Source organism: uncultured Stenotrophomonas sp., from assembly GCF_945952405.1.
Lineage (GTDB): Bacteria > Pseudomonadota > Gammaproteobacteria > Xanthomonadales > Xanthomonadaceae > Stenotrophomonas.
In genome coordinates this window covers 1-25973 of record NZ_CAMFIA010000008.1, presented here as the reverse complement: position 1 = coordinate 25973, position 25973 = coordinate 1, and the positions used below count along the sequence as shown (strand labels likewise).

General features: G+C 67.1%; 27 protein-coding genes. 13 read left to right on the top strand and 14 right to left on the bottom strand.

Features of this window, described 5'->3' with window-relative positions:
* Positions 1 to 77: 77 nt before the first annotated feature.
* Genes Q0P60_RS10160 through pdhA form a run of 4 tightly spaced genes read right to left on the bottom strand, consistent with a single transcriptional unit; the run spans position 78 to position 3957 of the window.
* Entirely contained in the window at positions 78 to 1463 is a 1386-nt protein-coding gene (locus Q0P60_RS10160) for a dihydrolipoamide acetyltransferase family protein (protein ID WP_294992178.1), read from the bottom strand.
* Entirely contained in the window at positions 1460 to 1813 is a 354-nt protein-coding gene (locus Q0P60_RS10155) for an SH3 domain-containing protein (protein ID WP_294992175.1), read from the bottom strand. The genes Q0P60_RS10160 and Q0P60_RS10155 overlap by 4 nt, the downstream gene beginning before the upstream one ends.
* Before the next feature lies 1 nt (position 1814).
* Positions 1815 to 2882: an alpha-ketoacid dehydrogenase subunit beta gene (locus Q0P60_RS10150; RefSeq protein ID WP_294992172.1), complete on the bottom strand. Its 1068-nt coding sequence runs from the start codon at positions 2880 to 2882 to the stop codon at positions 1815 to 1817.
* The gene (gene pdhA, locus Q0P60_RS10145; RefSeq protein WP_294992169.1) at positions 2875 to 3957 is read right to left on the bottom strand and encodes a pyruvate dehydrogenase (acetyl-transferring) E1 component subunit alpha; all 1083 of its coding nucleotides are present in this window, start codon (positions 3955 to 3957) and stop codon (positions 2875 to 2877) included. Before pdhA ends, Q0P60_RS10150 begins: the two co-directional genes overlap by 8 nt.
* Before the next feature lie 335 nt (positions 3958 to 4292).
* Between pdhA and Q0P60_RS10140 the strand changes: the two genes are divergently transcribed.
* The 4 genes from Q0P60_RS10140 to Q0P60_RS10125 all read left to right on the top strand — a co-directional run bounded on the left by Q0P60_RS10140 (position 4293) and on the right by Q0P60_RS10125 (position 8818).
* Complete coding sequence (locus Q0P60_RS10140; RefSeq protein ID WP_294992166.1) at positions 4293 to 5168, top strand: tryptophan 2,3-dioxygenase family protein; 876 nt, start codon at positions 4293 to 4295, stop codon at positions 5166 to 5168.
* Between the two features lie 183 nt (positions 5169 to 5351).
* Positions 5352 to 6851: an oligopeptide:H+ symporter gene (locus tag Q0P60_RS10135; RefSeq protein WP_294992161.1), complete on the top strand. Its 1500-nt coding sequence runs from the start codon at positions 5352 to 5354 to the stop codon at positions 6849 to 6851.
* Between the two features lie 19 nt (positions 6852 to 6870).
* Positions 6871 to 7476, top strand: coding sequence for a thioredoxin family protein (locus tag Q0P60_RS10130; RefSeq protein WP_294992157.1), 606 nt, complete (start codon positions 6871 to 6873; stop codon positions 7474 to 7476).
* Positions 7477 to 7678: 202 nt separating this feature from the next.
* Complete coding sequence (locus tag Q0P60_RS10125) at positions 7679 to 8818, top strand: hypothetical protein (RefSeq protein ID WP_294992154.1); 1140 nt, start codon at positions 7679 to 7681, stop codon at positions 8816 to 8818.
* A gap of 81 nt (positions 8819 to 8899) precedes the next feature.
* Here Q0P60_RS10125 and Q0P60_RS10120 read toward each other — a convergent pair whose 3' ends face one another.
* Positions 8900 to 9394: a MarR family winged helix-turn-helix transcriptional regulator gene (locus Q0P60_RS10120; protein WP_042359011.1), complete on the bottom strand. Its 495-nt coding sequence runs from the start codon at positions 9392 to 9394 to the stop codon at positions 8900 to 8902.
* A 129-nt stretch (positions 9395 to 9523) separates the two neighbouring features.
* Here Q0P60_RS10120 and hppD point away from each other — a divergent pair, with 129 nt between their 5' ends.
* Positions 9524 to 10636: a 4-hydroxyphenylpyruvate dioxygenase gene (gene hppD, locus Q0P60_RS10115; protein ID WP_294992146.1), complete on the top strand. Its 1113-nt coding sequence runs from the start codon at positions 9524 to 9526 to the stop codon at positions 10634 to 10636.
* 85 nt (positions 10637 to 10721) lie between these two features.
* Positions 10722 to 12020 (top strand): homogentisate 1,2-dioxygenase, encoded by a 1299-nt coding sequence (hmgA, locus tag Q0P60_RS10110; RefSeq protein ID WP_294992141.1) that lies wholly within the window; start codon positions 10722 to 10724, stop codon positions 12018 to 12020.
* A 73-nt stretch (positions 12021 to 12093) separates the two neighbouring features.
* On the opposite strand, the gene Q0P60_RS10105 is transcribed toward hmgA, so the two are convergent.
* Entirely contained in the window at positions 12094 to 12627 is a 534-nt protein-coding gene (locus Q0P60_RS10105; RefSeq protein ID WP_294992137.1) for a hypothetical protein, read from the bottom strand.
* Between the two features lie 125 nt (positions 12628 to 12752).
* On the opposite strand from Q0P60_RS10105, the gene Q0P60_RS10100 reads away from it, so the two are divergent.
* On the top strand, positions 12753 to 13379 hold the full coding sequence (locus tag Q0P60_RS10100; protein WP_294992134.1) for a hypothetical protein: 627 nt from the start codon (positions 12753 to 12755) through the stop codon (positions 13377 to 13379).
* Positions 13380 to 13452: 73 nt separating this feature from the next.
* Positions 13453 to 14418, top strand: a complete 966-nt coding sequence (locus Q0P60_RS10095; protein WP_294992131.1) for a sodium:calcium antiporter — start codon at positions 13453 to 13455, stop codon at positions 14416 to 14418.
* Between the two features lie 83 nt (positions 14419 to 14501).
* On the opposite strand, the gene Q0P60_RS10090 is transcribed toward Q0P60_RS10095, so the two are convergent.
* From Q0P60_RS10090 to Q0P60_RS10055, 8 genes are all read right to left on the bottom strand, one after another.
* Positions 14502 to 14888, bottom strand: a complete 387-nt coding sequence (locus tag Q0P60_RS10090; RefSeq protein WP_294992126.1) for a Na+/H+ antiporter subunit G — start codon at positions 14886 to 14888, stop codon at positions 14502 to 14504.
* Positions 14885 to 15169, bottom strand: coding sequence for a K+/H+ antiporter subunit F (locus Q0P60_RS10085; RefSeq protein WP_005411334.1), 285 nt, complete (start codon positions 15167 to 15169; stop codon positions 14885 to 14887). Before Q0P60_RS10085 ends, Q0P60_RS10090 begins: the two co-directional genes overlap by 4 nt.
* Entirely contained in the window at positions 15166 to 15672 is a 507-nt protein-coding gene (locus Q0P60_RS10080) for a Na+/H+ antiporter subunit E (RefSeq protein ID WP_294992121.1), read from the bottom strand. The genes Q0P60_RS10085 and Q0P60_RS10080 overlap by 4 nt, the downstream gene beginning before the upstream one ends.
* Complete coding sequence (locus Q0P60_RS10075) at positions 15669 to 17204, bottom strand: monovalent cation/H+ antiporter subunit D (RefSeq protein WP_294992118.1); 1536 nt, start codon at positions 17202 to 17204, stop codon at positions 15669 to 15671. The genes Q0P60_RS10080 and Q0P60_RS10075 overlap by 4 nt, the downstream gene beginning before the upstream one ends.
* Positions 17201 to 17578, bottom strand: coding sequence for a Na+/H+ antiporter subunit C (locus tag Q0P60_RS10070; RefSeq protein WP_294992115.1), 378 nt, complete (start codon positions 17576 to 17578; stop codon positions 17201 to 17203). The genes Q0P60_RS10075 and Q0P60_RS10070 overlap by 4 nt, the downstream gene beginning before the upstream one ends.
* Complete coding sequence (locus Q0P60_RS10065; RefSeq protein ID WP_294992111.1) at positions 17578 to 20409, bottom strand: monovalent cation/H+ antiporter subunit A; 2832 nt, start codon at positions 20407 to 20409, stop codon at positions 17578 to 17580. The genes Q0P60_RS10070 and Q0P60_RS10065 overlap by 1 nt, the downstream gene beginning before the upstream one ends.
* A gap of 333 nt (positions 20410 to 20742) precedes the next feature.
* Positions 20743 to 21228: an Mpo1-like protein gene (locus tag Q0P60_RS10060; protein ID WP_294992108.1), complete on the bottom strand. Its 486-nt coding sequence runs from the start codon at positions 21226 to 21228 to the stop codon at positions 20743 to 20745.
* A 220-nt stretch (positions 21229 to 21448) separates the two neighbouring features.
* Positions 21449 to 22375: a phosphoribosylaminoimidazolesuccinocarboxamide synthase gene (locus tag Q0P60_RS10055; protein ID WP_294992105.1), complete on the bottom strand. Its 927-nt coding sequence runs from the start codon at positions 22373 to 22375 to the stop codon at positions 21449 to 21451.
* 144 nt (positions 22376 to 22519) lie between these two features.
* Here Q0P60_RS10055 and Q0P60_RS10050 point away from each other — a divergent pair, with 144 nt between their 5' ends.
* From Q0P60_RS10050 to Q0P60_RS10030, 5 genes are all read left to right on the top strand, one after another.
* Positions 22520 to 22849, top strand: a complete 330-nt coding sequence (locus tag Q0P60_RS10050; protein WP_005411327.1) for a DnaJ domain-containing protein — start codon at positions 22520 to 22522, stop codon at positions 22847 to 22849.
* A gap of 57 nt (positions 22850 to 22906) precedes the next feature.
* Positions 22907 to 23581 (top strand): ribulose-phosphate 3-epimerase, encoded by a 675-nt coding sequence (gene rpe, locus Q0P60_RS10045; RefSeq protein WP_014038744.1) that lies wholly within the window; start codon positions 22907 to 22909, stop codon positions 23579 to 23581.
* A gap of 58 nt (positions 23582 to 23639) precedes the next feature.
* A complete protein-coding gene (locus tag Q0P60_RS10040; RefSeq protein ID WP_294992098.1) occupies positions 23640 to 24122 on the top strand; it encodes a GNAT family N-acetyltransferase in 483 nt (160 codons plus the stop codon).
* 330 nt (positions 24123 to 24452) lie between these two features.
* On the top strand, positions 24453 to 25133 hold the full coding sequence (locus tag Q0P60_RS10035) for a hypothetical protein (RefSeq protein WP_294992095.1): 681 nt from the start codon (positions 24453 to 24455) through the stop codon (positions 25131 to 25133).
* Positions 25134 to 25390: 257 nt separating this feature from the next.
* Positions 25391 to 25973 (top strand): hypothetical protein (locus Q0P60_RS10030; RefSeq protein ID WP_294992092.1); only part of this gene is annotated, 583 nt, incomplete at its 3' end.

Here is a 25973-nt window from a genome sequence, read left to right as displayed (position 1 = left end):
AACCAACGGTTGCCACCCACCGACGTGTGCCAACCAATGGTTGGCACCCACCGATCACCCGCCGATAAGGTGGGTGATCAGCTGGCCAGTGCCAGGTCGTCCATCATCGCGCGCAGGAAGCGTGCGGCTTCGCCACCGGTGGCCGCGCGGTGGTCGAAGGTGACCGACAGCGGGATCACCTTGTGCGCTTCCACGCCGCCCATCACCGGGGTCATCTGGTGGCGGGCACGGCCGGCACCGACGATGGCCACGCACGGCGGCACCACGACCGGGGTCGCGTAGCGGCCGGCGAACATGCCGAAGTTGGACAACGAGATGGTGTAGCCGCTCAGTTCCGAAGCCGCGATGGACCGCGACTCGACCTGCTCGCGCAGGCGGTTGACGCCTTCGCGGATGCCGCGTGCATCCAGCATGTCGGCGTTGCGCAGGGCCGGCACGAACAGGCCGTCGTCGGTGTCCACGGCAATGCCGATGTCGACCTGCGCATGCAGGGTACGGGTCAGCGCTTCGCCATCGAACCAGGCGTTCATCGCCGGCACCTTCTGTGCGGCGACCACGATCGAACGCACCAGGCGCGCGGTGACGTCGTTGCCGGGCAGCCAGGCGTGGATGTCGGCATCGTCGTTCAGCGTGGTCGGTACGACCTTGCTGTGTGCATCGGCCATCACCCGCGCCATGTTGCGGCGCACGCCCTTCAGCGGCTCCGGCTGGCCCTTGGCGACCACGCCCGGCGGCTGGGTACGCATCGGCTTGCCGGCGGCGGACAGCGGGGTGCGGGCTTCGCTCTGGACCGGGGCCGAGACTTGGGCCGGGGCCGGCGCGGCATAGGCGGCAGCCGCCACCGGGGCCGGCGCGGCGCCGAGCTTGGCGGTGCCGTTGGCAGCGGCCTGCTTGACGTCGGCCATGGTCACCGCGCCGTCGCTGCCGGTGGCACGCACGCGGCTGAGGTCCACGCCCAGCTTGCGGGCCATCGCACGCACCGCCGGCACGGCCTTGACACCACCCACGGCCAGCGCCTGCTCGGTGTGCACGGCATTGGAGCTCTGCATCGCGCCGACCACGGTACCGGCGTCATCGCGCTCGGCCTTGGCTTCTTCGGCGGCGGCCGGCGCCGGGGTCGGCAGCGGCGGCGGGGTCGGTGCGGCGGCCGCAGCCGGTGCCGGGGCATGCCCGTGGCTGTGGCCGGTATCCTGGCCATCGGCGCGCTGCGGCAGGTTCGGGTCGATCTCGAAGCTGGCCAGCACCGAGCCGGTCGGGATGATGTCGCCGGCGGCGCCAGACAGCTTCAGCACCTTGCCGGACACCGGCGACGGCACTTCCACGACGGCCTTGGCGGTCTCCATCGACACCAGCGGCTCGTCCAGCTTGATCACATCGCCTTCCTTGACGAACCACTCGACGATGGTCGCGTCCGGCAGGCCTTCGCCCAGGTCGGGCAGGTTGAAGTTCTTGGTCTGGCTCATTTGCAGTTCTCTTCCAGCAGTTCCAGTTCGCGGGCCGGCAGCCAGCCCGTCGCGCCATTGGCGCGCTCGGACCACCACCATCCACCGTGTTCGTGATGCAGCTTCACCATCTCGCCGCTTTCCACATCCAGCTCGCGGGCGTCGTAGTCGCACAGGGCTTCGGCGCGACCATCGTCCAGCAGCTGCAGCCAGGCGACGGGCGCCCATCCAGCGCGCCCATCGTTGGTGCGTACCCAGGCAAAGGCCGGCCATTCCTCGTCACGTACACCTACTTCGACGATCTGGCCGGCGCGGAACCGGAGCGGGTTGGGATATTGGCTGCGGTAAGCCCCAAGAAGGCGGGCCCGCATGTCAGCCCGCCGCCACCGCGCGCTTGGCCGCGGTCACGATCCGGTCCACGCTCGGCAGGTACTTCATTTCCAGGCGGAACAGCGGAATGTGGGTGTCGTAGCCGGTAACGCGCTCGACCGGGGCCAGCAGGTCGTACATCGATTCCTCGGCCAGGCGCGCGGCGATCTCGGCACCAAAGCCCGCGGTCTTCGGGGCCTCCTGCACGATCACGCAGCGACCGGTCTTGGACACCGACTCGGCAATGGTGGCGAAGTCCAGCGGACGCAGCGTGGCCACGTCGATGACTTCGGCACTGATGCCTTCGCCGGCCAGCTTGTCGGCCGCTTCCAGCGCTTCCTTGACCTGCGCGCCCCAGGCCACCAGGGTCACATCGGTGCCGTCGCGCAGCACGAAGCACACGTCCAGCGGCAGGGCTTCGCCGTCGTTGACGACCACTTCCTTGTACTGGCGGTAGATGCGCTTGGGCTCCATGTAGATCACCGGATCGGGATCACGCATGGCGGCCAGCAGCAGGCCGTAGGCACGCTGCGGGCTGGACGGCAGCACCACGCGCAGGCCCGGCACGTTGGTGAAGATCGACTCGTTGGCTTCGCTGTGGTGTTCCGGTGCACGGATGCCACCGCCCCACGGCACGCGCAGCACCATCGGGCAGTGCATGCGGCCACGGGTACGGGTACGCAGGCGCGCGGCGTGGCAGATGATGTGGTCGACCATCGGGTAGACGAAGCCGTCGAACTGGGCTTCGGCCACCGGCTTCATGCCCTGTGCGGCCAGACCGACGGTGAGGCCGGCGATGGTGGTTTCATCCAGCGGGGTGTCGAGGATGCGCTGCGAACCGAAACGCTGCTGCAGGCCGGCGGTGGCGCGGAACACGCCGCCGTTGACGCCTACGTCCTCGCCCAGCACCAGCACCGACGGGTCGTGTTCCAGCTCCCAGGCCAGCGCCTGGGTGATGGCTTCGATCAGGGTGATGGGGGTAGCGGTCATTGCGATGTCTCCACCGGCGACAGCGGCACTGTCGGCGGCATTGGCCTGGGAAGCGGAAGCGCCGGTCTTGATGTCATCCATGGCGCTGCTCCAGGGCAATGGCGGCCGCGCGCTGGGCCAGAAGATCCGGCGGCGGATCGGCGTAGAGGTAATCGAACATCGCCTCGACCGGCTGCACCGGGGTGTTGAGGTACTGGTTCACTTCCTCATCGACCTTGGCAGCGCATTGCTCGACCCAGGCCTTCTCTTCCTCTTCGCTCCACACGCCCTGTGCGGTGAGGTACTTGCGCAGGCGCAGCATCGGCTCACGGGTCCAGGCGTCCTTCACCTCGGCATCGTCGCGGTAGCGGCGCGCGTCGTCGGCGGTGGTGTGGTCGGACAGGCGATAGGTCATCAGCTCCAGCACGGTGCCGCCCTCGCCGGCCAGGCCGCGTTCGCGTGCCTGTTCCATCGCGGCCAGCACCGCGATCAGGTCGTTGCCGTCCACCTGCAGGCAGTGCAGGCCGCCGGCCAGGCCCTTCTGGGCCAGCGTTTCGGCACCGGTCTGCGCCGAGCGCGGCACCGAGATGGCCCAGCCGTTGTTGACGATGCACAGGATCAGCGGGAGCTTGTAGGCACCGGCGGAATTCAATGCGGCGTAGAAGTCGGTCTTGGAGCTGCCGCCATCGCCGCACACCGCCACCGCGATCTGCTTTTCATTGTTGAGCTTGAACTTCAGCGCAGCGCCGGCGGCGTGCAGGCACTGGGTGGAGATCGGCACGCAGAACGGGAAGTCCTTCACCGCGTTGCCGGTGAAGTCGTTGCCGCGCTCGTCGCCGCCCCAGTACATCAGCACGTCGTACGGGCGCACGCCACGCATGAACATGGCGCCGTATTCGCGATAGCTCGGGCCGAACACATCGCCGGCGTGCATCGCGGCACCGATGCCCACGTGCGCGGCCTCGTGGCCCAGGCAGGCGGCATAGGTGCCGAGCTTGCCGGTGCGCTGCAGCGCAATGGATTTGCTGTCGAACGTACGTACGTACAGCATCTGCTTGAACAGCGGTACCAGGACCTTGGGGTCGCGCAGCGACGCGGGCAGGTCGTCACGGACGAGCTTGCCGTCCGCGTCCAGGTACTGCAGGTATTCGATCTTGAATTCAGCGGCAACCGTCATTGCGTACTGCACCTTCGACAGAGAAGTTACAAATGATATGAATCACCATGTTAAGGAACGCGTACGGAATAGCCTTCCTGCGGCGCAACACGGCAATCCCCCGTTTTACCCCTGCCGGCGGGTGGGGGGCCAATAACAACAACGTATTCAGTCGTTGCTGCAAAGCATCAGAATATGCCCCTGGCTGACTGCCCGCGCAACGGCCGGATCGGTTCCACGCGCAGGCACGGCATCGCTCGATGCTCCACGGCCAACCGCACGCCCCGGTATGGATGGGGCGGCTGCCAGCGCGGCGGCAACGCGCTACCCTTGCCGCCCCCGATCTGGTCCCACCCATGTCCGTCGACAACAACCAACGCGATCTCGAAGCCGGCATCCATACCGACCTGCAGGGGCGCCTGACCTATGGCGGCTACCTGCGGCTGGACCAGCTGCTCAGCGCGCAGCAGCCGCTGTCCAGTCCGCCGCATCACGACGAGATGCTGTTCATCATCCAGCACCAGACCTCGGAGTTGTGGTTGAAGCTGCTCGGCCACGAACTGCGTGCGGCGATCGGCTTCCTGCAGCGCGATGAAGTGTGGCAGTGCCGCAAGGTGCTGGCGCGCAGCAAGCAGGTGCTGCGCCAGCTCACCGAGCAGTGGTCGGTGCTGGAAACGCTGACCCCGTCCGAGTACATGGGGTTCCGCGATGTGCTGGGCCCGTCGTCGGGCTTCCAGTCGCTGCAGTACCGCTACATCGAGTTTCTGCTGGGCAACAAGAACGCACAGATGCTGCAGGTGTTCGAGCATGACCCGGCCGGGCAGGCGCAGCTGCGCACCGTGCTGGAGGCGCCGAGCCTGTACGAGGAGTTCCTCAAGTACCTGGCCCGCTTCGGCCACGCCATTCCGGACCTGTACAACGGGCGCGACTGGACCCAGCCGCATGTGGCCGACGACGACCTGCAGCCGGTCTTCGCGCGCATCTACCAGGACACCGACCGCTACTGGCGCGAGTACTCGCTGTGCGAGGACCTGGTGGACCTGGAGACCGCGTTCCAGCTCTGGCGCTTCCGCCACATGCGCACGGTGATGCGGGTGATCGGCTTCAAGCGCGGCACCGGCGGCTCGTCCGGGGTGGGCTTCCTGCGACAAGCGCTGGAGCTGACCTTCTTCCCCGAGCTGTTCCAGGTGCGCACCAGCCTGCAGGTTGCGCCCCCGGCAGAGCTGGGCTGACCCCCCCATTCAGCTTTACCCCCGGCCGGTGGCTGGATCGTTTCAGATGCAAGTTCAGCGAGCAGGCCGGCACCTGCCTCAAACGGCGTGTATTTGACGTGAACGCCACAAGTCGGTGATCCTCGCGCGTTGCTCCAACTGCACAGCGGACGTGCTCGTCATCCACCGAACCAGGAAACCCGCATGAGCGTAAACGCCACTGCGAACACCCCAGAGCCGGCGCTGCCGGACTTCAAGACCACGATGGGCCATCCGCGTCCGTTGTGGATGCTGTTCATGACCGAGTTCTGGGAGCGCTTTGCGTTCTACGGCATCCGCTGGGCCTTGGTGCTGTACATCGTCGCCCAGTTCTACAACGGCAGCGCCGCCGGTGAAGGCGATGCCAGCCGCATCTACGGCGCCTACCTGGCACTGGTGTACGCCGCGGCGATCTTCGGTGGCTACGTGGCCGACCGGGTGCTGGGGTACCAGCGCTCAATCCTGACCGGCGCGATCATCATGGCCGCCGGCCTGTTCATGATCTCGCTGCCGCAGGAGCACATCTTCAAGCTCGGCCTGGCCACGATCATCGTCGGCAACGGCCTGTTCAAGCCCAACATCTCGACCATGGTCGGCAAGCTGTACGGGCTGAAGGACGAGCGCCGCGACTCGGGCTTCACCATCTTCTACATGGGCATCAACATCGGCGCGATGATCGCCCCGGTGCTGACCGAATACCTGGCCCGCAAGGTGTTCGGTACCTCGGAAATGCCGTCGTACAAGGTCGTGTTCATCGCCTCGGGCGTGGGCATGCTGATCTCGCTGGTGTGGTTCTACATCGGTCGTGCCGGCCTGAAGGGCATCGGTGCACCGCCGGCCGGCGCTGAAGGCTTCGGCCGCATCATCATGGTGCTGGCCGGTGCCGTGGTCGCCATCCCGGTGGCCTACTTCCTGCTCGCCACCGGCGCCACCGCGCTGGCCTGGATCCTGGGTGCGATGTTCACCGCGCTGGCCATCCTGCTGCTGGTCGAGGGCATCCGCGAAGGCAAGGTGCAGCGCGACCGCGTGATCGCCATGCTGATCATCTTCGCCTTCAACGTGATGTTCTGGATGTTCTTCGAACAGGCCGGCAGCTCGTTCACCTTCCTGGCCGAGAACATCGTCAACCGCCAGTTCGGTGAGTGGACCTTCCCGACCGCCTGGTTCCAGTCGGTCAACTCGGTGGCGATCATCACCCTGGCACCGATCATCGCCTGGATCTGGGTGGCCCTGGGCCGCGCCAATCCGTCGATCCCGCGCAAGTTCGGCCTGGGCCTGCTGTTCAACGGCGCCGCGTTCGCCCTGCTGATGTTCGCCCTGTCGCAGATGGTCGTGGACGGCAAGATCCCGTTCTGGACCCTGTTCATGGTCTACGTCATCCAGTCGGTGGGTGAGCTGTGCCTGTCGCCGATCGGCCTGTCGATGGTGACCAAGCTGGCCCCGGTGCGCCTGGTCGGCTTCGGCATGGGTGGCTGGTTCCTGTCCACCGGCATCGGCAACAACCTGTCCGGCATCTTCGCCGGCGTGGTCAGCGGTGAAGGCGGCATGACGGTCGAGTCGGCCCTGAAGGGGTATACCTTCGGGTTCTGGGCCCTGATCGGCTCCGGCGTGGTGCTGTTCCTGGTCGCCCCGCTGATCAACAAGCTGATGCACGGCGTCAAGTGATGATGAGAGGGTAGAAGGCATGCGCATGAAGCTCGGTGGTGCAATGGCAATGGTCTGTGCGGCGCTGATCGGCGCCTGTTCGCAACCCCAACCGCCCGCCGCCGCCGAGCCCACGCAGCCCTTGGATACCCGTCCCACCGAGCCACCGGTCGCTGATCCCAGCGAACCGGTGGCCTCGGGCAACACCCCGGTGGCGGCGGACATCGCCGCCATCGCCGGGCTCGGCGCACAGTTCGACCCGGCCCGTGACCCCGCCGATGACCTGGCCACCGCCAAGGTGGAAGCCCAGCGCGGCAAGAAACGCATCCTGCTCGAAGTCGGCAACGCCGCCTGCGATCGCTGCCAGGCGCTGGACGAGACGGTGGAAGGCAACGGCGAGCTGCGCCGCTTCCGCGATGCCCACTATGTGTGGGTGAAGGTCAACGCGAGCGACGAGCACCCCAACAGCGCCTTCTTCGCCCAGTTCCCGGAGATGGAGCGCGATTACCCGCGCCTGCTGGTGCTCGACGCCGATGGCAGCCTGCTGGTATCGCAGGCAACCGGCGAGCTGCGCCGCGGCGAAGCCTTCGCGCCTGCGCGGGTGGCCGCCTTCCTCAAGCAATGGGCACCTGACAAACCGGAATAGGGTAGTGCCGGCCGCTGGCCGGCAGCTTCGGTGGGTGCCGACCGTTGCTCGGCACTGATGTTGGGTCGCATCCACGCATGGCGTGGATCTACTGCGTGCGCGGTCACATTCCGTGGATTGCCGCCTCAATTTCACCGCGCGCGCGCCGCTACCGGCAAGGACCTCAGTCGACATCCCGTCGATGCAACCTACCGGAACGCCCATGCACAGCGACCACGCCGAACGATTGCCCGAACCTGCCAGCGACCTGGCCGAGGGCAGGGCAGGCGACGGCGTGACCCTGCCAGCACAGCAGGCGCTGCTGGACGATGCCGGTACCGGCGAGGACACCCTTGAGCTGGCTCCGCCGCGCCATCGGCTGCCGCAGATCGCGCTGCCCGACAACGTGGTGCTGAAGGGCGCCGTGCAGAAGCTGGTGGAACAGAAGTCGCGGCTCGATGCGCTGGCCGCCGAGGGCCAGCTGGCCGGGCTGCTGCCGCCGGAATGGCAGGGCCACGGCGTGCGTGCGATCGAACTGTCCACCTTCATCCAGGGCGTGCTGCCGTTCCTGCAGCCGGGCGAGCGTGGCGAGACCGCCGCGGCGCGGCTGCCGGTGCGCCACGTGCTGGGGGATGACAGCCGCTGGGGCCTGGACGATGTCTCTGAACCGAAATCGCTGGCCTGGTATCTGGCCAGTGACGAGCGCGCGACCGCCGGCAGCAAGGACGTCGCCGAGGCCTGGCTGGTTGGCGCGTTGGGCCTGGCGTGGATGCAGGAAGGGCGCAGTCGCCCCGGCTTCCTGCGCGCGATGGGCCAGGACAGCCTGGCGGCGCGGGTGACCATGCTCGGCTATCCACCGGCCAACGAGCTGGCGCTGTACAGCGTCAGCGCACACGGGCAGCAGCAGATCTGGTGCGTGCACGGCCGCCGCCGCATGCGGCCGCTGGTGGCGCCGTGGCTGAGCGTGCCGCTGCTGACCGCCTACGGCGTGCCGGCGCCGGTCGCCTGGCCCTCCAGCTTCCCGCCGGTGGAGGCGGTGGCCGAGGCCCTGGCAAGCGCGCGGCTGGGCCGCGCACTACCGGAAGTGGACTTGGGCAAGGTGGTGGCGAAGATCGCCGAAGACACCGCTTCCGAGGCCTGGCAGCCGGTCAGCCTGCTGCAGCTCAACACCTGGTCGCCGCGCTGGCACTTCTTCCTGGGCACCTTCGTCGGCCTGCCGTCGCTGCTGCTGGTGGCCGCTGCGCTGGCACTGCCGGGCGCGATCGAAGCCGCCACCGTCGCCGCCTCGCTCGGCTTCGCCGGCGGCGCCATCGCCGCGCTCGCGGTGCCGTGGATCCACGCCCGCCGCAAGCACCTCAGCTGAAAAAAAGGGGACGGAGGGGATTAAGTCGCTTTGGCCCCTATGGCGCCGATCGCGACTTAATCCCCTCCGTCCCCTTTTTGCTCAGACGCCTTCACCCATCCGTTCCAGGCCTTCGCCGGCCAGGCGCAGGATCAGCTTTTCCAGCACCTGCTCTTCCTCGTCGCTCAGCACCGACATCAGCTTGCGGGTGATCTCGATCACCATCGGTGCGATGGTCTCGTACACCTCGAAGCCGGCGGCCGACAGTGCCAGCACCGAGCGGCGGCGGTCGTCGCCGTGGGTCTCGCGCTTGATGAAGCCGCGCTCCAGCAGGCGGGCCACGGCGCGGCTGACCGCCACCTTGTCCATCGCCGTGCGGTCGGAGACCTCGCTGGCCGAGGAGCCCGGATACAGCGCCAGGATGGTGATCACCCGCCACTCGGGGATCGCCAGACCGTAACGATCACCGTATAGCTTGGCGATGTTGCCGCTGACCCGGTTGGACAGCACGCTCAGCCGGTACGGCAGGAACTGTTCCAGGTCGAGCAGGACGTGCGAGGCACGCAGGCGGGTCGAAACGGGATCGGCGGGGCTCATGTTGCGGTGCACCTTGCTGGTGGTTTCAAGTGTAACTATAAGTGTTGGGTCCAGACCCTGCATTCTCGCCGGGTCCCTACCTGCCCGCACCTGGTTTGTACCGATGCGGTACCGATTCGGAGCCACGCCATGAATACCGCAGTCCCGACCGCCTCGCACCCCAATCCCGGCATGCAGGTCACCACCTTCGAGAACCCGATGGGCATCGACGGCTTCGAGTTCGTCGAATTCGCCGCCCCGGCCGGCCGTGGCCAGGAGCTGCACGAGTACTTCCGGAAGATGGGCTTCAGCGCGGTGCTCAAGCACAAGCAGCGTCCGATTACCGTCTATCGCCAGGGCGACGTCAACTTCCTGGTGAATGAGGACCCCGATTCGTTCGCGGCCGACTTCGCCGAAAAGCACGGTCCGTGCGCCTGCGGCTTCGCCATCCGCTTCAAGAAGCCGGGCCAGGAGGTCTACCAGACCGCGCTGGGCAATGGCGCCGAAGCGATCGCGTTCAAGCCGGACAGCAAGGCGGTCAACGCGCCGGTCATCAAGGGTATCGGCGACTGCATGCTGTACCTGGTCGACCGCTACGGCACCGCCGGCAGCATCTACGACGGCGACTACGAGCCGATCGCCGGTGCCGACCTGCACCCGGTGGGCTTCGGCCTGACCTTCATCGACCACCTGACCCACAACCTGTACTTCGGCAACATGCAGCAGTGGTCGGATTACTACGAGCGCCTGTTCAACTTCCGCGAGATCCGCTACTTCGACATCAAGGGTCTGAAGACCGGCCTGGTGTCCAAGGCGATGACCGCGCCGGACGGCATCGTGCGCATCCCGCTGAACGAATCGTCCGACCCGAAGAGCCAGATCAACGAATATCTGGACGCGTACAAGGGCGAGGGCATCCAGCACATTGCCTGCTTCACCGACAACATCTACGACACCGTCGAAGCGATGCGCGCGCAGGGCGTGGACTTCCTCGATACGCCGGAGACCTACTTCGATGTGATCGACCAGCGCGTTCCGAACCACGGCGAGGACGTGCCGCGCCTGGCCAGGAACAAGATCCTGATCGATGCCGATCCGGAAACCCACCAGCGCAAGCTGCTGCAGATCTTCACCCAGAACTGCATCGGCCCGATCTTCTTCGAGATCATCCAGCGCAAGGGCAATGAAGGCTTCGGTGAGGGCAACTTCACCGCGCTGTTCGAGAGCATCGAGCGCGACCAGATCCGCCGCGGCGTGCTGTAAGGTCTGCAGGGATTGCCTGCCGTTGGCCGGCGATCCCTGTCCGAATGGTCGTGCCGGCCGCTGGCCGGCAACCTCTGGAGTTTCCATGTCCCCCTCCATCACCGCCCGCGGCTACCAGTCCGGCTTCGGCAACGAATTCGCCACCGAGGCCGTCGCCGGCGCGCTGCCGGTCGGGCAGAACTCGCCGCAGAAGGTGGCCCACGGCCTGTATGCCGAACAGCTGACCGGCACCGCCTTCACCGCGCCGCGTGGCAGCAACCGCCGCAGTTGGCTATACCGCATCCGCCCGGCGGTGACCCATGGCGAATTCACTCCGTTCGCGCAGTCGCAGCTGCAGTGTGATTTCGGTGCGCAGCCAGCCTCGCCGAACCAGCTGCGCTGGAGTCCGCTGCCGCTTCCGGAACAGCCGACCGACTTCGTCGAGGGCCTGTACACGATGGGCGGCAACGGGTCTCCCGATGCGCATGCCGGTGTCGGCATCCATCTGTACGCGGCCAACCGCGATATGGTCGGCCGCTATTTCTACGATGCCGATGGCGAACTGCTGATCGTGCCGCAGCTGGGCGCGCTGCGCCTGCTGACCGAGATGGGCGTGGTCGAGATCGAACCGCAGCAGATCGCGGTGATTCCGCGTGGCGTGCGCTTCCGCGTGGAACTGCCCGATGGCCCGAGCCGGGGCTACATCTGCGAGAACTACGGCGCGCTGCTGAAGCTGCCCGACCTCGGCCCGATCGGTTCCAACGGGCTGGCCAACCCGCGCGACTTCGAGACCCCGCATGCGGCATTCGAGGATGTCGACGGCGACTTCGAACTGATCGCCAAGTTCGAGGGCCGCCTGTGGCGCGCGCCGATCGACCATTCGCCGTTGGACGTGGTGGCCTGGCACGGCAACTACGCGCCGTACCGCTATGACCTGCGCCGCTTCAACACCATCGGCTCGATCAGTTACGACCACCCGGACCCGTCGATCTTCCTGGTGCTGCATTCCCCCAGCGACACGCCGGGAACCAGCAACATGGACTTCGCGATCTTCCCGCCGCGCTGGCTGGTGGCACAGAACACGTTCCGCCCACCGTGGTTCCACCGCAACATCGCCAGCGAGTTCATGGGCCTGGTGCACGGGGCCTATGACGCCAAGGCCGAAGGCTTCGTCCCCGGCGGCGCATCGCTGCACAACTGCATGAGCGGCCACGGTCCGGATGCCCCGACCTTCGACAAGGCATCCCATGCCGATCTGTCCAGGCCGGACGTGATCAAGGACACGATGGCCTTCATGTTCGAAACCCGCGCCGTGATCCGCCCGACCGCGCAGGCGCTGGCCGCCGGCCACCGCCAGGGCGATTACCAGCAGTGCTGGAACGGCCTGCGCAACAACTACCGCTGACCACAAAAAGGGGACGGAGGGGATTAAGTCGTTTGTGCCACAAACGACTTAATCCCCTCCGTCCCCTTTTTTCTCAGGCGAAGGCGTTGCCGTGTTCCAGTGGCAGTGCCTCCAGCAGGCGCTGCCGCACGCGCTCGCAGTAGCCCTCCGAGGTCAGCCCGGGCAGCATCTGCATGGCGGATTGCATCCGCAACAGCACCTCTTCTTCGGCGCGTGCCTGCTGCAGGTCGCGGAACAGCGCCGCGGCCTGCGGATGGCGCTGCATCTCCAGGATGCCCAGCACATAGATGCGCGCTGCCACCAGCGAACGTCGGCGCTCGACCGGCGTGGCCGCGGCCACTGCCGTCGGCAACGGTGCGGCGGCTACCGGAAGGGCGGTGGCAGCGGGGACGGGCGCGGGATCTGCCGTAACCGGCCCCGTGCTCAGGTAGCCGGCCTGCACCAGCTGCAGGACCATGGCCGGTGCGTCCTGGCCGAGCAGGCCGCTCAGGTCGGCGAGGGTGCGCTGGCCGTCACACAGGATCAGCAGCCGGCGCTGGCGCATGTCCAGCGGCGCGCGGTGGGCCTGCAGCGCGGTTCGGGCGAGGTCGGTCTTGCGCGGTTGCATGGAAGGGACAGCCAAGTCGGTGCACGCCGAGCCTGAACGAGGGCGATGAAACCGCGATGACAATGCAGCGCCTGCACGCGCGTTGCGCTAGCGTGCAGCCACCTTCGTGCCAGGGAACCGCACCCATGAAGCATCTTCCGCTTGCCGGCCTGTTGCTGCTGTCGCTCACTGCCTGCAACCGCAGCGCCGAGGCGCCTGCGGCAGCCGCTGACGCTCCGTCGGCCACCGCCGCGGCCCCCACACCCCCGGCACCGACGTCGGCCGCCGCGGCCGCCGAACAGGGCCCTGCCCATCTGGACGGCTTCGGCGGCGCGAAGCTGGGCGCGGGCATCGCGGAGGTACGCAGCGGCTTCGCTACCCCGCTGCAGGGGCTGGGCACCGATGCCAGCGGCACGCCGCTGCCGGCCGACGACGGCAACGACGGCTGCTACTTCCTGCGCCCGCAGGGCGCCGAGGATCCGCGCCTGATGATCGAAGGCCGCAAGCTGGTGCGCTACGACGTGCACAGCGCGGGCATCACCGCACCGGGGGGCGGCAAGGTCGGCATGACCCTGGGCGAGCTGCAGCTGCTGTATCCCGATCGGGGGGATGTCGGCCCTGACAAGTACGACGAAAAGGCACAGCACCTGCGCGTGCGACCGGCGCAGGAAGGCGGCGCGGTGATCGACTTCGCGCTCGGCGCGGATGGCCGGGTGGGGGCCTGGCGCGTTGGGCAGACTCCGCAGGTCGACTACGTGGAAGGCTGCGGCTGATCCTTGATCGACGGCCCAGCCCCGCGCGCGGGCCCAGCGTAGAATCGCGCCACGACCGCTGCGGGAGTGCTCGATGATCGCCATTGCCATTGCCTGGTTCCTGCTCGGCCTGCTGCTGCTGGCGCTGGGTGGGGACTCCATCGTCAAGGCGGTGTCCGGTCTGGCCCAGCGTTTGGGAGCCAGCCCGTTCACCGCAGGCCTGCTGCTGCTCGGGGTGACCACCTCGTTGCCGGAGCTGGCGGTCAACGCGCGTGCGCTGGCCGTCGGCCAACCGGAACTGGCACTGGGCAATGCGGTGGGCAGCAGCATCGTCAACCTGGGCCTGACCCTCGCCCTGGCGGCGGTTGCCGCGCCGCTGCTGCTGCGTGCACGCCTGCAGACGCTGCTGTGGTGGTCGTTGCTGGCGGCTGCCGTGCTGCTGATCCTGTTCGGTCTTGACGGCCGCCTGGCGCGCTGGGAGGGCGGCGTGCTGGTGGCCGGCTTCATCGTCGTGCAGGTGCTGCTGCTGCGCCGTGGCCGCAACGAGCGTACCGACGTGCAGGCCGCGATCGCCGAATCCGCACTGAGCCGCACCAGCCTGCCTCTGAACGTGCTGCGGCTGTTGATCGCCGCGCTGGCGCTCTACTGGGGTGCGCGCCTGGTGGTCGGTGCCGCCGCCGACGTCGGTGCCGCACTGGGCTGGACGCCGCTGCTGGTCGGCCTGCTGCCGGTGGCGATCGGCACCGCGCTGCCAGAGGTTGCCAGTGCCATCGCTGCGGCGCGTCGCGGTCATGGCGACATGGTGATGGGCCACGTGCTCGGTTCCAGCGTGGTCAACCTGCTGCTGGTGATCGGTGCGATGGCGATGCTGCAGCCGCTCGCGTTGCCGGCCTCGTTCGTGCGCCTGGAGCTACCGGCCCTGCTGGCGTTCGCGCTGGTGCTGTACCCGATGCTGCGCGGCGACCTGAAGATCAGCCGTGGCGAGGGCGTGATCCTGCTGGTGGCCTTCGGCGGCTGGCTGGCGCTTGAGCTGCTGCTGGTGACTGCACCGGCGTTGTAGCGCCGAGCACACAGTAGATCCACGCCATGCGTGGATGCTTTTGATTCCGTGCCGACCCACGGTCGGCACCCACCCACACAGGGTTACCCGCCCCGCGCGTGCTCTTCCCGCGCCGGCTCCGGCGGCGGCAGCTGCTCCTCGGCGGCCGGCTCGTTGCCCGGCAGGCTGGGTCGGGTTTCCATCAGCAGCGACAGCGCGGCCTTGGCCATCATGTGCGCGCTGATCGGCGCGGTGATGAACAGGAACACGGTGATCAGCAGTTCGCGCGGCTGCGGGTCCTGGCCGAGGAAGATGTGGTAGCACACCGAACACACCAGCACGCAGCCCACGCCCAGCGTGCTGGCCTTGGTTGGTGCATGCAGGCGCTTGAAGAAGGTGGACAGCTTCACCAGGCCCAGTGCGCCGACCAGGATGAAGAAGCAGCCGAACAGCAGCAGGATCGATACGCCGATCTGGATCGCGGTGATCATTCGACGATGTCCCGGCGCAGCACGAACTTGCTCAGCACCACGGTGCTGCCGAAGCCGAGCATGGCAATGATCAGCGCGGCCTCGAAGTAGATCGGCGAGTTGAGGTACATGCCGAACAGCATCAGCTCGGCGATGGCGGTCACCGACAGGGTGTCCAGCGCGAGGATGCGGTCGGGCACGGTCGGCCCGCGCAGCAGGCGCCAGGTGGCCAGCAGCATGGCCAGGCCGACCACGTGCATGCATACCACCAGGGTGGTCTGGATGACTTCAAAACCGGTCATGGGAAGATCTCCATCAACGGGGCTTCGTAACGTCGCTTGATCGTGTCGATCAGCGCCTGCGGATCCTCCAGGTGCAGCACGTGCACCAGCAGGAACTTGCGGTCGTCGCTGAGCGCGGCCGAGACCGTGCCCGGGGTCAGGGTGATCATGCTGGTCAGCGCGGCGATGCCGTGGATGTTGGCGATGTCCAGCGGCAACCAGATGAAGCCGGGGTGGATGTTCTTTTCCGGGCCCAGCACCTGGATGGCAACGCGGATGTTGGACATCAGGATGTCCCACAGGGTCACGCACAGCAGCTTCGGCAGCGGGCGCAGGGTGCCGATGCGGGCGAACTCGCGGTCCAGGCGTGCGGCGAACAGCGGCACCACCACGCCCAGCAGCAGGCCCAGCACGATCTGGCCGAGGGTGAAGCTGTCGGACATCAACAGCCAGAACGCGACCACCATGATGCTGAGCGCGGGCGAGGGGATGATGCGGCGGAACAGGGAGCGCTGGGCGGTCATGGCTGGCGGATCTCCGGCGGGGTCGCGCGCAGCTGCTGCACGTACTCGCTGGGGTCCAGCAGCTGTGCGGCGGTGGCGTCGGTGTAGCGCATCAGCGGCGCGGCGGCCAGGGTCATGCCGATGCCGTAGGCGAGCAGGATGCAGGCGGCATACAGCTCCACCCGGCGCAGCCGCGCCTTGCGCGGAACCGGCGCCTCCGGATCAACTGGCGGCACGCGCCAGAACAGGCGGATGCCGCCGCGGGTCAGGCCCATGATCACCAGCAGGCTGCTGACCAGCACGGCGGTCCAGACCGGGCCGGTGTACTGCGCGGGCATACCGGCCAGCAGTGCGGCCTTGGCCAGGAAGCCGGACAGCGGCGGCAGGCCCGCCACCGACACCGCGCCGATCAGGAACAGGACGGCCGGTGTTTCCTTGCCCGGCATCGGTGCGACCACTTCCTTGCGGTCGCTGGCACCACCGCGGCGGCGGCGGATCAGATCGGCGATCAGGAACAGCGCAGCGGCGACGAAGCTGCTGTGTGGCAGGTAGTACAGGCCGGCCGACAACACCTGTGGCGTGCCCACCGAGAAGGCGATGAACAGCGTGGCCGCCGACACGATCACCAGGTACGAGATCAGCACGCGCAGGCGGGTTGCGGCCAGCGCACCGAGGCCGCCGAGCACCAGCGTTGCCACGCCGGCCCACAGCAGCCAGTCGCGGCCGTAGCCGGCCATCGCGCCGGCGTCGTCGCCGAACCACAGCATCTGGATGCGCAGCACCGAGTACAGGCCGACCTTGGTCATGATCGCGAACAGCGCGGCCACCGCCGCCGGTGCGCGCGAATAGGCTTCGGGCAGCCACAGGTACAGCGGCATCAACGCCGCCTTGGCGCAGAACACCAGCAGCAACAGGCCCATCGTCGCCTTCACCAGGGTCAGCTGTGCCGGTGGTACTTCGGCGATGCGCTGCGACAGCTCGGCCATGTTGAGCGAGCCCAGCGAGGCGTACAGCAGGCCCAGCGCGATCAGGAACAGGGTCGACGCGGTGACGTTGAATACCACGTAGTGCAGGCCGATGCGCATGCGCAGGCCACGCCCGCCACTGAGCAGCAGGCCGTAGGAGGCGATCAGCATCACCTCGAAGAACACGAACAGGTTGAAGATGTCGCCGGTCAGGAACGCACCGTTGAGACCTACCAGCTGGAACTGGAACAGGGCATGGAAATGCGGTGCGCGGCGGTCCCAGCCCGAACAGGCATGCAGCAGGCAGGGAATGGCCAGCAGCAGGGTGGTCAGCAGCATCCAGGCCGACAGCCGGTCGGCCACCAGCGCGATGCCCAGCCGCGACGGCCAGTCGCCGAGCAGGTAGACGTTGATGTCGCCGCCGGCGGTGCCGGCGAACAGCAGGCCCACCGCCAACGCCAGTGCCGAGAGCGATGTCCAGGCCACCGCGCGCTGCACCCGCGGACCATAACGGCGGTGCTCGACGAACAGCGACAGTGCGGCACCGAGCAGGGGGATCAGGATCGGCAGGATCACCAGATGGTTCATGCGCGGTCCTCGCCCTGGCGCGGCGGCGCGTCGTCATCCGGCTCGTGGGCGTCCACGTGGTCGCTGTGGTTGTCGCTGCGGCTGCGCATGGCCAGCACGATGCTCACCGCGGTCATCGCGAAGGCGATCACGATCGCGGTCAGCACCAGCGCCTGCGGCAATGGGTCGGTGTAGTTGCCGAGGTGGCTGTCCACGCCCTCCTGCAGCACCGGCGCCTTGCCCAGCACCACGCGGCCACCGGCGAAGATCAGCAGGTTGGTCGCATAGGACAGGAAGGTCATGCCGAGGATCACGTCGAAGCTGCGCGCGCGCAGCAGCAGGTAGATGCCGATGGCGGTCAGCACGCCGATCGCGGTAGCCAGGGCCAGTTCCATCAGTGCATCTCCCCGGTGCGGGCCGAACGGCGTTGCAGGTCGATTTCACCCTTGCGGGCGGTGCGGGTGCGCGACGGCTTGATCGTGCCCATCATCGACAGCATCAGCATGGCGCCACCGAACACCACCAGGTAGACGCCGATGTCGAAGCCGATCGCGCTGGCCAGCGGCACCTCGCCGATCAGCGGCAGGTGCAGGTCGAGGTGGCCGCTGGTCAGGAACGGCACGCCGAACAGCATCGAGGCGCTGCCGCTGAGCAGGGCGATCAGCAGGCCCATGCCGATGCAGCGGATGTAGTCGAAGCCGAAGCGCGATTCCACCGACGCGGTGCCCTGGATCACGTACTGGATCAGCAGCGGTACCGCCAGCACCAGGCCGGCGATGAAGCCGCCGCCAGGTGCGTTGTGGCCGCGCAGGAACAGGAAGATCGACACGGTCAGGGTCAGCGGGAACATGATCTGGGCCAGGTCGGCCGGCACCGGCAGCTTGATCGGCGGGCCCGGCATGATCTGCTCCGGTGCCATCCGCGTGCGGCGCAGCAGGGCATGCACCACCAGCGCGGCGATGCCGAACACGGTGATCTCGCCGAACGTATCGAAGCCACGGAAGTCGACCAGGATCACGTTCACCACGTTCTGCCCGTAGGCCTCGGGCAGGGCCCGCGCCAGCAGCTCGCCGGCCATGGTGTTGGGCGGCAGGGTCATCGCGCTGTAGGCCAGCGCGCCGAGCCCGGCACCGGCGATGATCGCGATCACCGCATCACGCCGCTTGCGCCAGCGCGGCCGCTCCGGCCCGGACTGCGCGGGCAGGTAGTTCATGCCGAGCAGCATCAGGACCAGGGTCACCATCTCCACCAGCAGCTGGGTCAGGGCCAGGTCGGGCGCCGACAGGAACACGAAGGTCAGCGCCACCATCAGGCCGACGCCGCCGACCAGCAGTACCGCCAGCAGGCGCTGCTTGTAGACGCGCAGGGTGGCGAGCGCGCAGGCCATCATCACCAGCCACAGCGCCCAGCCCAGCAGCGGGATCGGCTGTGGCGCGGTCCAGTTCGGCGAGGCCGGGTTGGCCACGAAGGGCGCGGCGGCAACCACGATCGCCACCAGCACCAGGCCCAGCAGCATGCGCTGCAGGCTACCGTTGGCCACGCCGTTGGTCAGGCGCATGGCCAGCGCGGAGATCGCATCCAGCTGCGCATGGAACACATTGCGGCCGGTGGTGCGGGTTTCCACGCCGTGCAGGTTGATCAGCCTGCGCAGGCCGAAGTACAGCGCCACGCCGCCGACCACGCCGATCGCGCTCATCGCCAGCGGCAGGTTGAAACCGTGCCACACCGCCAGGCTGTACTCGGGCATGGCAGTGCCGAGGATCGAGGCGGCGGCGGCATGCAGCACCGGCGCCACGGTCAGGGCTGGGGCTACGCCCACCGCCACGCAGATCACCACCAGCAGCTCCACCGGCACCTTCATCCAGCGCGGCGGCTCGTGCGGCACGCGATCGAGGTCGTGCGGGCCGGAGCCGAAGAAGGTGTCGTGGACGAAGCGCAGGCTGTAGGCCACGCCGAACACGCCGGCCAGCAGTGCGGCGATCGACACTGCGGTGCGCATGGCACCCGGGCCGCCGCCGGCGGTCAGGGCTTCGGCGAACAGCATTTCCTTGGACAGGAAGCCATTGAGCAGCGGAATACCGGCCATGGCCAGCGACGCGATGATCGCCAGCGCGCTGGTGAATGGCATCAGCCTGCGCAGTCCGCCCAGCTTGCGCATGTCACGGGTGCCGGTCTCGTGGTCGATGATGCCGGCGGCCATGAACAGCGAGGCCTTGAAGGTGGCGTGGTTGAGGATGTGGAACACGCCGGCCACCACCGCCATCGGCGTGGACAGGCCGAACAGCAGGGTGATCAGGCCCAGGTGGGAGATCGTCGAATAGGCCAGCAGGCCTTTCAGGTCATGCTGGAAGATCGCGTTCCAGGCACCGATCAGCAGGGTCAGCGCACCGATGCCGCTGACCGTGTAGAAGAACAGGTCGCTGCCGGCCAGTGCCGGATGCAGGCGCGCCAGCAGGAACACGCCGGCCTTCACCATCGTGGCCGAATGCAGATAGGCCGAGACCGGGGTCGGCGCCGCCATCGCATGCGGCAGCCAGAAGTGGAACGGGAACTGCGCGCTCTTGGTGAAGATGCCGGCCAGTACCAGGAACAGCGCGTACGGGTACAGCGAGCTGGCGCGGATCTGTTCGCCGGCGGCCAGCACCACGTCCAGGTCGAAGCTGCCGACGATGCGCCCGATCAGCAGCACGCCACCGAGCAGGGCCAGGCCGCCGCCGCCGGTGATCACCAGCGCCATGCGCGCGCCCTCGCGGGCATCCTGGCGGTGTGACCAGAAGCCGATCAGCAGGAACGAGCTGATGCTGGTCATTTCCCAGAAGATCATCAGCAACAGCAGGTTGCCCGACAGCACCATGCCGAGCATGGCGCCCATGAACAGCAGCAGGTAGCAGTAGAAGCGGTGCGCGTTGTCCTGCTGGCTCAGGTAGTAGCGCGCGTACAGCACCACCAGTGCGCCGATGCCCAGCACCAGCCCGGCGAACATCCAGGCCAGGCCATCCAGGCGCAGGGTGAAGTCCAGGCCGATCTGCGGCAGCCACGGCAGCAGGGTGCGGACCACCTGGCCATCGAGGATGGAGGGGGTCAGCCAGCCGAGGATGGCCAGCCCTCCCAACGGCGCCAGCGCCGCCAGCCAGGCAGCAGTCGAGCGCGAACTACGGGGGAAGGCCGCAACGGCCGCTGCCATCAGGAAGGGCAGGGCCAGCAGCAGGGGCAGGCTGGGGAGCATGCAGGGAATCCATGATTCACGAGCAGGTCAGGGAGGATAACAGGCTGCGAAATGTCGCCGAAACCCATCGAACAGCGATCAATTGCATGTAACGTCCGCTGATTCATTTTTTCTGCGGCGCAACATCAGGTTCCGGTGTGACCTCTCCGGCAGCCCCCGGGCAGCACCCTACGCCCGCGCAGGGAGACCGCAGGCCCTGTCGCACAGGGGCTGCCGTCAATGGCCGGGAAGTGGGGAGTGGATCACCGGGGCAGGCTGGCAGGGCCGCCGTGGAGTGCGGGTGACGGAATCTGCCCGTTCAGGAAACGACGGCCGTTGCCGGCCGCCCGCCGGTCAGTAACGCCAGTCGAGCTTGCGGTAGAGCTTGGCCATCACCCAGGCCGGACCGATCAGCAGGTAGGTCAGGTCGGTCAGGAAGCTGGGCTTGCGCCCTTCGAACTTGTGGCCGATGAACTGCGCGATCCAGGCCACCACGAACACGCCCACCGCCAGCCAGCGCAGCGCATGCAGGCCGATCTCGGCCTCCAGCAGGCGGCACAGGCAGCCGAACACGAAGAACTGGATGAGCATGCCGATGCCCAGCGGGCGCGACAGCTTGTTGTAGAAGCACCAGGCACTGAACATCGCGAATGCCGACCAGATGCCGTACTGGAACCAGGTGATCAGCGGCGGGACGCACCACAGCAGGGCGACCACCGACCACAGGATCGCCGGCACCGCCACCACGTGGATGCGCTGGTTGATCACATTGCGGTGGTCATCGGAGTAGCTGGCGAAATAGCGGTCGATCGGCCGCGCAAGCTGGGTGGTGGTCTGCATGCTGCGTCGCTTCCTCGGACAACGGTAGTGCCGGCCGCTGGCCGGCAATCCAGAGCATAGCCGAGTTCACGAGGTTGCCGGCCAGCGGCCGGCACTACCGCAGGCAACCGACAGTAGAGCCAGGCCATGCCTGGCTGCAGGTTCGCCGGATGGCCGGCCAGCGGCCGGCACTACCACAGTCAGAACGCCCCCAACCCTGCCGGCTGGGGGCGCAGGGGGATCAGTCGACGCTGATCCCGGCCAGGCGCTGCAACGCCTCGGCGTACTTGGCGCGGGTGCGCTCGATGATTTCAGCCGGGATGTTCGGGCCCGGGGCGGTCTTGCCCCAGTCCAGCGTCTCCAGGTAGTCGCGCACGAACTGCTTGTCGTAGCTCGGCGGGCTGGTGCCCACCTGGTACTCGTCGGCCGGCCAGTAGCGCGAGGAATCCGGCGTCAGCATCTCGTCCATGATGTACAGGCGGCCATCGGCGTCGGTACCGAACTCGAACTTGGTATCGGCCAGGATGATGCCGCGCTCGCGGGCGTAATCGGCGGCGAACTTGTAGATGCGCAGGGTGGCATCGCGCACGCGCTCGGCCAGGTCGGCACCGACCTGCTTCACCATCGCATCGAAATCGATGTTCTCGTCATGGTCGCCGACGGCGGCCTTGGTCGAGGGGGTGAAGATCGGCTCGGGCAGCTGTTCGGCCTGGCGCAGGCCATCGGGCAGTTCGATGCCGCTGACCTTGCCGGTGCGCTGGTAGTCCTTCCAGCCGCTGCCGATCAGGTAGCCGCGGGCGATCGCTTCCACCGGCACCGGCTTCAGCTTGCGGGTGACCACTGCGCGCTTGGCGTACAGGGCCGGGTCCACGCCTTCGGGCAGCACGCTGGCCACGTCGATGCCGGTCAGGTGGTTGGGCATCAGGTGCGCGGTCTTGGCGAACCAGAAGTTGGAGACCTGGCACAGCATCTCGCCCTTGCCCGGGATCGGGTCGGGCAGGACCACATCGAACGCCGACAGGCGATCGGTGGCCACCATCAGCAGGTACTCGCCCGGAGGAGTTCCGGCCGGCAGCCGCTCGCGCGGGATATCGAACACATCACGCACCTTGCCGCGATGGCGCAAGGGCAGGCCGGGGAGATCGGATTGCAACAGCGTGGTTGGCACGGGCACTCCTGGGGCTTCGTCGAGACGGCTGCCCAGGGGACCCGGCGGGCCCGCAACTGGTCAGCGGGCGGCCTAGTGTAAAGCCGTCCGGGCCCGCTGTGACGTAAAATGAGCGTCCATTTCGTCGGTCGACCCCGGAGCGCCATGCGCTGGTACGGAAAACTGCTCGGATTCATCGCTGGGGCCCTGCTGTTCCGGCCCAATCCGCTGTTTGGCGCGGTGGTCGGCCTGTTGATCGGCCACGCCTTCGACTCGGACTGGTTCCGCCTGAACAAGGAGAACCCGTACCGGGAGCTGGGGCTGACCTCCGAGGCCACCGACGCCGAGGTCGAGCGGGCCTACCGCAAGCTGATCTCCCAGTACCACCCCGACAAGCTCGGCGGCGCCGCCCCCGAGCTGCAGCAGCAGGCCGAGCAGAAGTCGCGGCGGATCAATGCCGCCTACGACCGCATCAAGACCCTGCGCAAGCGCTGATTCCAGAGTCCCGCCTGCGGGCGGGACAACCTTTTCCCCGTTCCGAAGGCCCCGGCCATGTCCAACTGCCTCATCGCCCCGTCCATCCTGTCCGCCAACTTCGCCCGCCTCGGCGAGGAAGTCGATAACGTCCTCGCCGCCGGCGCGGACTGGGTCCACTTCGACGTGATGGACAACCACTACGTGCCGAACCTGACCATCGGCCCGATGGTCTGCCAGGCGCTGCGCAAGCACGGGGTCACCGCGCCGATCGACGTGCACCTGATGGTCGAGCCGGTGGACCGCATCATCCCGGACTTCGCCGAAGCCGGTGCCACCTACATCAGCTTCCACCCGGAAGCGAGCCGCCACGTGCACCGCACCATCCAGCTGATCCGCTCGCTGGGCTGCAAGCCGGGTATCGTGCTCAATCCGGCCACCCCGGTGGACATCCTCGACTGGGTGCTGGATGACCTGGACCTGGTGCTGCTGATGTCGGTCAACCCGGGCTTCGGCGGCCAGGCCTTCATTCCCTCGGCGCTGGACAAGCTGAAGGTGGTGCGCAAGATGATCGATGCCAGCGGCAAGGACATCCGCCTGGAGATCGACGGCGGCGTGAAGGCCGACAACATCGGCGAGATCGCCGCCGCCGGCGCCGACACCTTCGTCGCCGGTTCGGCCATCTTCAACGCCAAGACCAGCTACCAGGACGTGATCGCGCAGATGCGCGCCAACGTCGCCGCAGCCCGCTGACAAAAAGGGGACGGAGGGGATTAATCTCGCTTGATTCCCTCCGACCCCTTTCATGCACATGGCACTGTTGAACATCCGTCCGGCCACCGTTGCCGATGCAGGCCTGATCCTGCATTTCATCCGCGAACTGGCCATCTACGAGAAGGCCGAGCATTCGGTGCAGACCGATGAGATCGGCATCGCCGAGAGCCTGTTCGGTGCCGATGCCACGGCGCGCGCGCTGATCTGCGAAGCCGACGGCGAAGCGATCGGTTATGCCGTGTATTTCTACAACTACTCCACCTGGCTGGGCCGCAAGGGCATCTACCTGGAAGACCTGTACGTCAGCCAGGAAAAGCGCGGTGCCGGCGCCGGCAAGGCGCTGCTGAAGTACATCGCGCGCCAGGCCGTGGCCGAGGGCTGTGGCCGCTTCGAATGGTCGGTACTGGACTGGAACACGCCGGCCATCGAGTTCTACACCGCCGCCGGTGCCCGGCCGCAGGACGAGTGGACCGTGTACCGCCTGCAGGGCCAGGCCCTGCACGATTTCGCCAACGGTTGAGGTGAGTGCATCCACGCATGGCGTGGATCTACTGTGGTCATGCACGTTCTTCAGTAGATCCACGCCATGCGTGGATGCTTCTGGCAGACAAAAAAAAGCCCGCCAAACACGGGCGTGGCCCTGCTGCATGCGTGGGAGGCTGATCCTGCCTCCATCCGTCGTCTTCGCCAACGGTTGAGCCACGCCCCTTCGACCCGGTCGCACGCCGTTTCGATCACGGCGTGTCGCTTCCGCCGCTGAATTTCGCAGTTGTCGCAAGTCGCTCTGGAAGGGGCGTCGTCGCTGTGCATACTCGTCCACATGAGGAGCGGGTTGCGAAGGAGAAGGGCGATGACGAAGGCTGCCTGCACAGTCTGGCGTTGGGTGCGGCCAAGGGCATGCGCATGGGGGGCGCGCCGTGCGTGGCTTGGTGTGGGCATCACCCTGGCGGTGGCCCTGCTGCTGGCGGCCTGCTCACCGAAACTGCCGCTGAGCGATTACGGCGACCGCTTTCCGGTGGCCAAGCCGTTCGAATTGACCCGGGCCGGTGGCCGGGTTGAAGCGGATTTCGAGTTGTCGGCACGATCGGACGGTACCTGGCCGGACATGGTGCTGATCGGCTTCCGCACCGGCGGCCCCAAGGGGCGGCCGGACATGAAGCTGGGGGACGCGGATTACATCAATCATTTGGCGCTACCGCTCAAGGTCCAGTTGTGGCGGATCGACGGGGCGCAGCGCATTCCGGTGACCCTGCTGGAACAGCGTTTGGGCAGGGCGAGCGATGACACCTATCCCTTCGATCAGAACACCTCCCATGTCTTCACCAGGCATGGGGGCATGAGCATCGATGCCGCGACCCTGAAGGCCCAGGGCCGCTTCAACATGGATCTTGCCTACAGAAACAGCGAGATCGCGATCATTTCCCCAGCGCTGCCAGGGCGCTACCACCTGGAGGTGGAAAGCCTGCAGGACCACCCGCAGATCCGCCATCTCGATTTCGAGCTGCTGGTTGGCTATTTCCACTACAAGTAAGGCGTACCGATGAGCAGCCGTCTTGCCGATGGGCATCCTCATTGCTTGCATGGAAAACCTGTTCAGTTCGACGATAGGTGACGCTTCCGCCCTTGATTTTGGCTGTTGTCGCAAGTCGCTCTGGAAGGGGGGCGCTGCTGTGCATACTCGTCCACATGAGGAGCGGGTTGCGAAGGAGAAGGGCGATGACGAAGGCTGCCTGCACAGTCTGGTGTTGGGTGCGGCCACGGGCATGTGCTTGGGGGGCGTGCCGTGCAGTGGGCATCACCCTGGCGGTGGCCCTGCTGCTGGCGGCCTGCTCACCAGAACTGCCGCTGAGCGATTACGGCGACCGCTTTCCGGTGGCAAAGCCGTTCGAATTGACCCGGGCCGGTGGCCGGGTCGAAGCGGATTTCGAGTTGTCGGCACGGTCGGATGGTACCTGGCCGGACATGGTGCTGATCGGCTTCCGCACCGGTGGCCCCAAGGGGCGGCCGGACATGAAGCCAGATGACTGGGACCACATCTATCACGAAGCTTTGCCGCTCAAGGTGCAGCTGTGGCGGGTTGAGGGGGTGCAGCGCATTCCCGTGACCTTGCTGGAACAACGGGGGATCAAGGGCAGTAACGGCATCCGTCCCTTTGAAGAGAACACGTCCCATGTGTTCATCGAGCACGGTGGTGTTGGAGTGAATGCCACGACCCTGGAGGCCCAGTGCCGCTTCAACATGGATTTTGCTTACTTGAACAGCGAGATCGCGATCATTTCCCCAGCACTGCCCGGGCGCTACCACCTGGAGGTGGAGAGCCTGCAGGACCACCCGCAGATCCGCCATCTCGATTTCGAGCTGCTGGTTGGCT